This window comes from Acinetobacter sp. AKBS16 (assembly GCF_002899995.1).
Classification (GTDB): domain Bacteria; phylum Pseudomonadota; class Gammaproteobacteria; order Pseudomonadales; family Moraxellaceae; genus Acinetobacter; species Acinetobacter baumannii.
In genome coordinates this window covers 40944-51789 of the sequence record NZ_POYH01000065.1, presented here as the reverse complement: position 1 = coordinate 51789, position 10846 = coordinate 40944, and the positions used below count along the sequence as shown (strand labels likewise).

The window sequence follows — 10846 nt, the reverse complement described above, 5'->3', positions numbered from 1 at the left end:
TATGCAGCCTTAATTGAAGCAAAAATTATCCCACTTGAAGAACTTGAAACCTATGGTGCAGATGACAGTCGTCTACCGATGTCGGGTATGGCTTCTTACACACCGGGTATGGAAATTACAGGTGGCTCATTGGGTCATGGTCTTGGAATTGCAGTCGGTGCATGTCTAGGGCTGAAACAGAAAAAATCAGATGCTTTTGTCTATAACTTACTTTCTGATGGAGAGTTAAATGAAGGTTCAACATGGGAGGCAGTGATGTCTGCTTCGCATTGGAAACTAGATAACTTGATTGCCATTATTGATGTGAATAATCAGCAGGCAGATGGGCACTCCAGCGAAATTTTAGCATTTGAGCCAATTGTTGATCGTTGGCAGTCATTTGGTTGGTACACCCAGCGTGTAGATGGCAACAACATGGAAGCTCTGCTTGAGGCATTCGATCAAGCACGAAACTATGAGGGAGCATGCCCAAGAGTCATTATTTGTGACACCAAAATGGGTAAAGGCGTGTCGTTCTTGGAAAGCCGCGAAAAAACACACTTCATTCGTGTTGATGAACATGAATGGGACGACGCTTTAAATATTTTGACCCACTACGGACAGTAAGGAATACAACATGAGCCAGTTAGCTAATCCCCCTAAGAAAAAACTAACCACTTCGGCAATGATTGCTTCTATTGCTGCCGAGGGCCAACCGACCAAACCCGCACCATTTGGACATGCATTGAATGCCTTGGCAAAAGAGCGTGATGATATTGTAGGCTTATCAGCAGATTTATCAAAATATACAGATCTGCATATTTTTGCTAAAGAAAATCCAGACAAGTTCTTCCAAATGGGCATGGCAGAACAACTTTTGATGAGTGCAGCAGCAGGACTTGCTCGTGAAGGATTTGTTCCTTTTGCAACAACTTATGCCGTATTTGCATCACGCCGTGCCTATGACTTTATTTGTATGGCGATTGCGGAAGATAATCTGAATGTCAAAATTGTGGCGGCACTTCCGGGCTTAACCACAGGCTACGGCCCAAGTCATCAGGCAACGGATGATATTGCGATTTTTCGTGCAATGCCGAACTTGATGGTCATTGACCCTTGTGATGCCTTGGAAATCGAACAAGCGATTCCTCAGATTGCTGCTCATAATGGCCCCGTATATATGCGTTTATTGCGTGGTCAGGTTCCGTTAGTACTCGATAAATACAATTACCAGTTTAAATTGGGTAAGGCACAGGTGATTAAACCCGGTAAAGACTTACTCATTATTTCCACTGGTTTATTGACCATGCGTGCGCTTGAGGCAGCTGAAGAACTTGAAAAAGAGGGTATTGAGGTTTCAGTGCTACATGTACCTACCATTAAGCCTCTAGATGAACAAACTATTTTGGATGAAGTTGCTAAAGGTGGGCGACCTGTTTTAACTGCCGAAAATCATTCAGTGATTGGTGGGTTAGGCGAAGCAGTCGGCTCACTACTTTTAAGAAATAGTCAACATCCTCGTTTTGATATGATTGGTTTGCCAGATGCATTTTTAGATGCAGGTGCATTACCCACTTTGCATGATCGATATGGTATTTCAACTGAAGCTGTTAAAGAAAAGATTAAGGCACATTTGAAGTAAAAAGATTAAACTTTCAAATTGAAAAGGGCGTGATGGAATTTCCTTCACGCCCTATTTTTAAACAGGGTTATTTAAAAATCTAAACAATCGAGTCATCTAAATTCGGAGCTAACCAACGCTTCGCTTCATCCAGTGTCCAACCTTTACGTTTCGCATAATCTTCAAGTTGGTCTTGAGAAATTTTACCCACGTTAAAGTATTCACTTTGAGGATGAGAATAATAGAAACCACTCACCGAAGATGGTGGCATCATTGCAAAGTGTTCAGTCAGTTTAGTACCGATTTTGTCGGTAGAACCTAACCAGTCGAACAACACTGCTTTTTCAGAGTGCTCTGGGCAAGCAGGGTAGCCCGGTGCAGGGCGAATACCGACATATTTCTCTTTAATCAGTTCTTCATTGCTGAGCTGCTCATCAGCTTTATAGCCCCAGAACTCTTTACGAATACGTTCATGTAAGTGTTCGGCAAAAGCTTCGGCAAAACGGTCAGCTAATGACTGCACTAAAATTGCAGAGTAGTCATCACCTTTGGCTTTGTATTCATTTGCCAGTTCTTCTGCACCAAAAATCGATACAGTGAATCCGCCCAAGTAGTCTTGCTGCTCGCGGTCAGCACGAATGTAATCTGCTAAAGACAAGTTTGGTTTGCCTGTCACCTTGTCAGATTGCTGGCGTAAGTGCTCAAAAGTATGCGTAACATTTTGACCAGCTTCATCAAATACGCTGACTGTATCTGCGTCTGTACGCTGAGCAGGGAACATACCAAATACAGCACGAGCATCAAAACGATTGTTGTCGATAATATCTTTCAACATCGCTTGTGCTTGGTTGTACAAGTCAGTTGCTGCTTCGCCGACCACTTCATCTTCTAAAATTTTCGGGAATTTGCCAGTTAAACTCCAAGAAATAAAGAATGGCGTCCAGTCAAAATAATCCACGAGTGTTGCAAGCGGATAATTCTTTAAAACTTGAGTTCCCAAAAGATTTGGTTTTGGTGGCACATAGCTTTCATCAATTTTAAAACCATTTTCAACCGACTCTTTATAAGTCAGTTTGGCCGCTTTTGGTTGTTTGTTGGCTAAACGCTCACGAATTTTGGCATATTCAGCACGATGTTCTTCAATAAATGCACCACGCATTTCTTTCGAAAGCAAGGTTGTCGCTACACCAACAGCACGAGAAGCATCAGCAACATAAATTACTGCATCGTTTTGATACTGAGGGTCAATTTTTACTGCTGTGTGGGCTTTAGAAGTGGTTGCACCACCAATCAATAAAGGAATGTTAAAGCCTTTACGCTGCATTTCTTTAGCAACAAATACCATTTCATCTAAAGATGGGGTGATCAGACCAGATAACCCAATGATGTCACATTTTTCATCAATTGCAGTTTGCAAGATTTTCTCGCAAGGGACCATTACGCCAAGGTCAACAATGTCATAGCCATTACAGCCAAGTACTACGCCTACAATATTTTTACCAATATCGTGTACGTCACCTTTAACCGTTGCCATTAGGACTTTACCTTTAGACTGTCCTTCGGTCTTTTCAGCTTCGATGTACGGGTTGAGCCATGCCACTGCTTGTTTCATGACTCGGGCAGATTTTACAACTTGTGGCAAGAACATTTTGCCTGAACCGAACAAGTCACCGACGACGTTCATGCCGTCCATCAGTGGCCCTTCAATTACATCTAAAGGACGTTTTGATTTTAAGCGGGCTTCTTCGGTGTCTTGGTCAATATAAGTCGTAATACCTTTAACCAAGGCATATTCAAGACGTTTTTCAACTGATTCATTGCGCCATTCAAGGTTCTCGACTTCTTTTGTTGCACCACCTTGTCCACGGTATTTTTCTGCAACTTCAAGTAATTTTTCAGTCGCAGCCTGACCAGACTCACCTTGATTCTGATTTAAAATGACATCTTCAACCGCTTCTTTTAGCTCGGTAGGAATATCATCATAAATAGCCATTTGACCTGCGTTCACAATACCCATGGTCATGCCTTGTTTGATGGCATGGTACAAGAATACAGAGTGAATGGCTTCACGAACTGGCTCATTACCACGGAATGAGAACGAAACGTTAGATACACCACCAGAAATCATGGCATGCGGTAAGTTCTGTTTAATCCAGCCCGTTGCTTCAATAAAATCGACTGCGTAGTTGTTATGTTCTTCAATACCAGTCGCAACTGCAAATACGTTCGGGTCAAAAATAATATCTTCAGCAGGGAAGCCTACTTCGTTTACTAAAATGTCGTAAGAGCGCTTACAGATTTCACGTTTACGTTCAGCAGTGTCGGCCTGACCCACTTCGTCAAAGGCCATCACAATAATTGCGGCACCATATTGACGGCAGAGGCGGGCTTTTTCGACGAACTCGTCATAACCTTCTTTTAAGGAAATTGAGTTAACAACAGGTTTACCTTGTACGCATTTTAAGCCAGCTTCAATGATTTCCCATTTCGATGAGTCAATCATGATCGGTACACGTGAAATGTCAGGTTCGGATGCTACAAGGTTTAAGAAATGCACCATCGCATTTTGCGAATCGAGCATCCCTTCATCCATGTTAATGTCAATAATCTGTGCGCCAGCTTCAACCTGTTGCTGTGCAACTTCTAAAGCTTCGGCAAAGTTCTCTTCACGAATGAGACGTAAGAATTTTTTAGAACCGGTAACGTTAGTACGTTCACCAACATTTACAAACAATGAATCATCATAAATATTAAATGGTTCTAAACCACTTAAGCGACAAGCAGGTACCGTTTCAGGCACTTGGCGAGGCGCAATGTCTTTTACTGCATTGGCAATAGCTCGAATATGGTCTGGTGTCGTACCACAGCAACCACCAGTAATGTTAATCAAACCGCTTTCAGCAAACTCTTTTAAGAAAGCTGCCGTTTGTTCTGGCGTTTCGTCATATTCACCAAATGCGTTTGGTAAGCCTGCATTTGGGTGCGCTGAAACAAACGTATCTGCTACATCGGAAATGGTTTTTACGTGAGGGCGCATGGCATCTGCACCAAGGGCACAGTTAAAACCGATTGAAAGCAAATCGCCATGACGAACCGAATTCCAGAAAGCTTCCGCTGTCTGACCTGTTAAAGTACGGCCTGATGCATCGGTAATGGTCCCTGAAATCATAATTGGTAATTCGCGACCAATTTGTTTGAATACTTCTTTGACTGCAAAAATCGCTGCTTTACAGTTTAAAGTATCAAATACAGTTTCAATCAGGATAATGTCTGCACCACCTTCAATTAGTGCATGAGTCGCTTCAATATAATTTTCTTTTAGTTCATCAAAGCTAATGTTACGAAAAGCAGGGTTGTTCACATCTGGAGAGATTGAACATGTACGAGATGTTGGCCCCAGTACACCTGCCACAAAACGAGGCTTGTCTGGAGTCGAATATTTTTCGCAAGCTGCTTTGGCTAGACGAGCTGCTTCACGGTTAATCTCTGGAACAAGATCTTCCATGTGGTAGTCAGACATTGAAACACGTGTGCCATTAAAGCTGTTGGTTTCAATAATATCTGCACCAGCATCGAGGTAGGCTTCATGAATACCTTGAATGATTTGAGGCTGTGTTAAAACCAAAAGGTCATTGTTACCTTTTAAGTCATGTGCCCAATCAGCAAAACGCTCACCACGATAGTCAGCTTCTTCCAATTTATGGCGCTGGATCATGGTTCCCATTGCACCATCAATAATCAGAATGCGTTTAGCAAGAAGCGCTTTTAGGGTGGCAAGCGTAGACATAGAAAACCCCGATCTTTATATGAATTTAAAAATGCGGCGCTATTGTAACAGAATAGCAGCACAAATGATGATCTACGAAGGTCAGGTGTAGCTGACTAAAAAGTTAAAAAAGAGATCGCTTTATGTCAAAAACAAAAGAATTTTCATGAAATATTCATCAAATGATCATGATATTGAAATATTTCATGCTCAATATGCCGAAATATTACAGTTGCTTTGTATGAAAAATAGACATATGGGTCATTTTATTTATTTTTTTGCTGTAAAAATAAGCACAAAAGGAGCTCATAATTAATGGTTTAAATTATTGTATTTTAAGAAAAAAATAAAAACAGTCGGGGAAAGGTGCATCAAATGAGGTCAAAATATAAAAAATTGACTTCATCAGGCGCCTCTTTGTCATATAATTGTCATAATTTAATTTAAGAATACAGAGGATTTTATTATCCTCTTACCGTCTGCATGAATTCTAATCTACCCCCTGTTTCGGATTCAAAACTTGCGGCAAACCTGCAAGCAAAATCGACGAATGTACATGTCCCGACACCTAAGTTTTTTATGCCGGTGTTTCTGACGATTATTATTGCAACACTTATTTATATTGGGTTTCAGGTCAGTGCTGATTTAGCGCATGTTCCACCTTTAAGCCTTTATTCAGTTATTCTTTTATCTACTGCACTCTTGATTGCACTAGGCTTTGAATTTGTAAACGGTTTCCATGACACTGCTAATGCAGTTGCAACGGTTATTTATACAAATGCTTTGCCTGCACCGGTTGCAGTCATGTGGGCAGGTTTTTGTAATTTCCTTGGGGTAATGGTCGCAAGTGGTGCTGTTGCGTATGGCATTATTGCATTGCTTCCAGTTGAACTTATTATGAACATGGGCAGTGGTGCTGGCTTTGCAATGGTTTTTGCATTGTTGATCGCTGCAATTCTTTGGAATCTTGGTACTTGGTTCTTGGGAATTCCTGCTTCTAGCTCTCATACCTTGATTGGTTCAATCTTAGGTGTGGGTATTATGAATCATCTGTTGAGTGCATCGACTGGCGTAACGACCAGTGGTGTTGATATGGATCAGGTGATTAAAGTAGGTAAGGCATTATTATTTTCTCCTTTAATTGGTTTTGCTTTTGCGGCAATTGTATTCTTGTTGGTTAAAACTATTTTCAAACGCCAATTAGAATTATTCCAGCCACCTGAAGGGAATAAGCCACCACCAGCAATCATTCGTGCAATTCTTATCTTTACCTGTACAGGTGTGAGTTTTGCACATGGTTCTAATGATGGCCAAAAAGGTATGGGTCTTATCATGCTTATTTTGGTTGGTTTAGTGCCATTAGCTTATTCATTAAATAAAAACCTCGATACACAGCAGGTTCAATCATTCCACCAGCTTTCTTCTCAAACTGCGGTTTTGTTAAACCAAAATCAACCAGAATTGACTGACGAAAAAGCGCGTGCGGTTTTAACTAAATACATTCAAACCAAGCAACAAACGCCTGAAGTTGTGCCTGCATTGGCAAGCATGACTGACCATTTGGGTGAGCGTGTTTCTAGCTATAGCAACTTAAAAGATATTCCAGAAGCTGCAATTAGCGAAATCCGTAATGACATGTATTTGAGCACAACGACGTTTAAGCGTTTGGATAAGGCAGATGCTTTACCAAAAATGGATGACTCACAGAAAAAGCTTGTGAAAGATTATCGTAGTAGCTTGGATTCATTCTTACAATACATTCCAAACTGGGTGAAAGTGGCAGTCGCATTAGCGCTTGGACTTGGTACTATGGTTGGCTGGAAACGTATTGTGGTAACTGTCGGTGAGCGTATTGGTAAGCATCACATGACTTACGGTCAAGGGATGTCTGCTGAACTTGTTGCAATGAGTACAATTGCTGCAGCAGATGGTTTAGGTATGCCGGTTTCAACAACACACGTTTTAAATAGTGCTGTTGCAGGTACTATGGTTGCCAATAAATCAGGCCTGAATTTCAATACTGTAAAAACAATTCTCTCTGCATGGGTATTTACACTTCCTGCAACCATCTGTTTGTCTGGTGGTCTATACTGGTTGTTCTTACAGTTTGTATAAGCTGTCTGTTTGAATAAAAAAAGCCACTAGCATGAGTGGCTTTTTTTATTTCTATATTTCAAAAAAAATCTTTTTTTAGGGTAAATTCTCTAACAAGTTAATGGCTATCTCGAACGCCTGTATTAAACACTTTAGCTTAAAATTTTTATGAAAGGATATAAGATGAAAACGGTTCAACTCGACCAATTAAAACAACAATTTCCACTCATTCAAACATTACAAGACTATCAAGAAACATTTTGGTTTAATCCTCACCGTTATCCTTTAAACGAAGCACTAGCGAAAGTGGGTCTTACAGAACAGGATGTAAAAGAAGCAGAAGCAAGGCTAGCGCGTTTCGCACCTTATTTGGCAAAAGTCTTCCCTGAAACTCAAGCCCAGCATGGAAAAATTGAATCAGCGCTAGTAGAAATTACGGAGATGCAACAAGGTCTATCGCTACAAAAGCATAAGACACTTACAGGGAAACTTTGGCTGAAAAAAGATAGCCATTTACCTATTTCGGGTTCAATCAAGGCACGTGGTGGTATTTATGAAGTATTGGCCCATGCTGAAAAATTAGCCATTGAGGCAGGGCTTCTCAAACTAGAAGATGATTACAGTAAATTAGACCAAGACTCATTTCGAACATTTTTTTCCAAATATCAAATTGCGGTAGGTTCTACTGGTAACCTTGGTTTATCAATCGGTATTATGAGCGCGAAGCTTGGGTTTAGAGTGTCGGTACACATGTCTGCCGATGCAAGGCAATGGAAGAAAGATAAGCTACGTTCACTTGGTGTAAATGTGGTGGAATATGCCAGTGATTACGGAGTTGCTGTAGAAGAAGGGCGTAAGGCAGCCGAACAGGACCCATTTTGTTTTTTTATTGATGATGAGAATTCGACCACTTTATTTTTAGGTTATGCAGTTGCAGGTTTGCGTTTAAAACAACAGTTTGAACAAAAGCAAATTAAAGTCGATGCAGATCATCCCTTATTTGTATATTTACCGTGCGGAGTAGGGGGCGGTCCTGGTGGGGTGAGCTTTGGGTTAAAACTTGCTTTTGGTGAGCATGTACATTGTATATTTGCAGAACCTACCCATTCTCCGTGTATGTTACTTGGCGTTTATACAGGCCTGCATGATCAGATTTCAGTAAATGACATTGGTTTAGATAACATCACTGCGGCAGATGGATTAGCTGTTGGCCGTGCTTCTGGTTTTGTCGGACGTGCTATGCAGCAGTTAATTGACGGTTACTACACCATTGATGATGAATGTTTATATGAACTCATTTCGCTTTTAAATCAAACTGAAAATATTCAAGTTGAGCCCTCGGCAGCGGCAGGCATGATGGGGCCATATTATGTGCAAACTACTCCTGATTATTTGGCCTTGCATCAATTGTCAGCTGAAAAGTTACAACATGCGACACATGTGGTATGGGCGACAGGAGGAGGAATGGTTCCACCTGATGAAATGCAGAAGTATTTAACGCATAGCCAAAGCAATTAATTGCACAAAAAAGCCCAATTCTAAAATTGGGCTTTCAACGTTATTATTTTTTAGAAAATTTCCTAAATGGAAGTTTCTCGGCTGCAAAGCCATAGATGGCTGCAAAAGGAAGAGCTGTACGTGCCAAATAAGCCACACGCCATAAACCGCCATGGTTAGCACCCTCCATCATCAACTCTAGAGGGTGGTCGAGTACGGTTTCAGGGTTTGCGACAGAAGAATCATTTCTTAAGTCATGAATCCATAACGCCGCCATAATCGCATTCGTGGTTTCTGGACTAAATGCCTCTACATCAAAAAGTTCTGCGCCATTAAAAGCAGCTTTAAGGAGCGGATTCTTTGTGACCGAATGAGTTGTGGTAGATGGTGCAATATTAATACTTACACGTTGACCTTGATGACGGGCAAGTGTCGCACGCCATTGTTGAATACGTTTTGCCAAAGCGTAGTTTGGCCCTTGTTCAACTACCAAACAGTCTGCAATACCATAAGTTTTGCCATTTTCGCTAGTAATCAAATCTTGATAAGGTGCTTGAAAAAAACGTTTGAGTGAGAGTGTAGAAACACCTTTCACAGCCATTTTTTGTAGTTGTGAACGAGATTTAAATTTCTCTTGAGCAGCTTCTGCAACTTCTTTTGGTACTGCATAAACATCAGTTGGTGTGCACATAAACATTAAGCTGGTATCAGGTTTATGTTCACTCACATATTGCATAATACTGTCCATTGCCATAGAAACACGGACATGTTTTTCTCCGTCTAAATAAGCAATAGCAGCCAAGTCTAATTTTTGAGGAAATTGAACTAACCACTGGGCAATTTCTGGTATTTGCGTTAATAAATTAGCACCCAATTTATCTCTCAATGCTGAAGCTTTTGCCGAAGAGTCAATTTTTTCAATACTTGGTGCAATAAGCGTTGCGTTTCCTTGCTGGATTGTATTTAGAATTTTCCCCCAAACTCGTGGGTTTGGTAAATCTATTGCAACAATATTCGCTTTCCATCTTGCTAGCCAAGGTAATGGTCCTGCTTCTGAGGCTGCACCAAATAACACCATCGTACGGTCAGATAAATCAAACCATTCAGGATGAGCAGCAGCTTCACGTAAAGCCGTAGCATGGCTTGGTTCAATAATACCTGCATTTTCCCATTTTTGAATTTGGTCAAGTAAGCTTTGCCCGCTCAGTTTTTGGCCTTTATATGGAACATACCATTCTGGTGCAGCTTCACTTTCACCTTTAAATCTTACTGTATTTAAAGGAGTAGAAGTGGGGATGTGTAGAGCATCTTTTAAAAGATAGTGTTTACCATCGCGGTAATAATCAAAAAGATGATGAGCCTTATGCAATCCCTGTTTTGCAATGGTAATTGGATTATTGCTGTTAGTAATTCCGTGCTTAACAAGTGCCTTAAAGTAAATAGGATAATTTTTTCGCCAATTTTTTTCAGCCAAAATCTGTTGAGCAGTTTTATTATCTACAATAGATAAAGCTTCTGACAAAATCTCTTGGCCTGTAAGAGACGTGCTTTGCTTTTTGATCGAGGCGTGAATCGGAAATTGTAGACCTTCGGCTGGACTCTGGCTGGACATAAAATATCTCGCTTGTACGATAAGGTTAATATACAGGTGTATACATTATCTATGCCAATGAAAAGAAACGTGTGGCAATAACTGCCAAAATAAAATTCAATATTTTTGTGATGAATATAAGATGAGTCATTTTTTATGATAATTACATCGCATTTTACCTTCATTTTTTTTCACATTTTTAGAACATTTTTATAGACTTACGTTACATAAATAGTTATTTTGTATAGAGCGAATTCATCAGGTTTGACCTGAAGGTAAAATGATCAAAATGTATCAA

General features: G+C 40.5%; 6 protein-coding genes. 4 read left to right on the top strand and 2 right to left on the bottom strand.

The annotated features are described in order from the left end of the window. Together C1642_RS19215 and C1642_RS11805 are read left to right on the top strand one after the other, a co-directional pair. Window positions 1-606: transketolase (locus tag C1642_RS19215; RefSeq protein WP_228153848.1), on the top strand; the 606-nt coding region annotated here is incomplete at its 5' end. A 10-nt stretch (window positions 607-616) separates the two neighbouring features. Next, the gene (locus C1642_RS11805; RefSeq protein ID WP_000080245.1) at window positions 617-1621 is read left to right on the top strand and encodes a transketolase family protein; all 1005 of its coding nucleotides are present in this window, start codon (window positions 617-619) and stop codon (window positions 1619-1621) included. 79 nt (window positions 1622-1700) lie between these two features. On the opposite strand, the gene metH is transcribed toward C1642_RS11805, so the two are convergent. Then, window positions 1701-5387, bottom strand: coding sequence for a methionine synthase (gene metH / locus C1642_RS11800; protein WP_103236367.1), 3687 nt, complete (start codon window positions 5385-5387; stop codon window positions 1701-1703). Between the two features lie 462 nt (window positions 5388-5849). Between metH and C1642_RS11795 the strand changes: the two genes are divergently transcribed. Both C1642_RS11795 and C1642_RS11790 read left to right on the top strand, forming a co-directional pair. Beyond that, on the top strand, window positions 5850-7481 hold the full coding sequence (locus tag C1642_RS11795) for an inorganic phosphate transporter (RefSeq protein ID WP_001087641.1): 1632 nt from the start codon (window positions 5850-5852) through the stop codon (window positions 7479-7481). Window positions 7482-7643: 162 nt separating this feature from the next. Next, the gene (locus C1642_RS11790; RefSeq protein WP_103236366.1) at window positions 7644-8978 is read left to right on the top strand and encodes a D-serine ammonia-lyase; all 1335 of its coding nucleotides are present in this window, start codon (window positions 7644-7646) and stop codon (window positions 8976-8978) included. Between the two features lie 43 nt (window positions 8979-9021). On the opposite strand, the gene C1642_RS11785 is transcribed toward C1642_RS11790, so the two are convergent. Further along, on the bottom strand, window positions 9022-10569 hold the full coding sequence (locus tag C1642_RS11785; protein WP_075400632.1) for a hypothetical protein: 1548 nt from the start codon (window positions 10567-10569) through the stop codon (window positions 9022-9024). Window positions 10570-10846 lie beyond the last annotated feature (277 nt).

What these genes read in the sequence shown, in the direction of transcription:
- C1642_RS11805 (WP_000080245.1), top strand. Translation starts at nt 617, where the DNA reads ATGAGCCAGTTAGCTAATCCCCCTAAGAAAAAACTAACCACTTCGGCA.
- metH (WP_103236367.1), bottom strand. Translation starts at nt 5,387, where the DNA reads ATGTCTACGCTTGCCACCCTAAAAGCGCTTCTTGCTAAACGCATTCTG.
- C1642_RS11795 (WP_001087641.1), top strand. Translation starts at nt 5,850, where the DNA reads ATGAATTCTAATCTACCCCCTGTTTCGGATTCAAAACTTGCGGCAAAC.
- C1642_RS11790 (WP_103236366.1), top strand. Translation starts at nt 7,644, where the DNA reads ATGAAAACGGTTCAACTCGACCAATTAAAACAACAATTTCCACTCATT.
- C1642_RS11785 (WP_075400632.1), bottom strand. Translation starts at nt 10,569, where the DNA reads ATGTCCAGCCAGAGTCCAGCCGAAGGTCTACAATTTCCGATTCACGCC.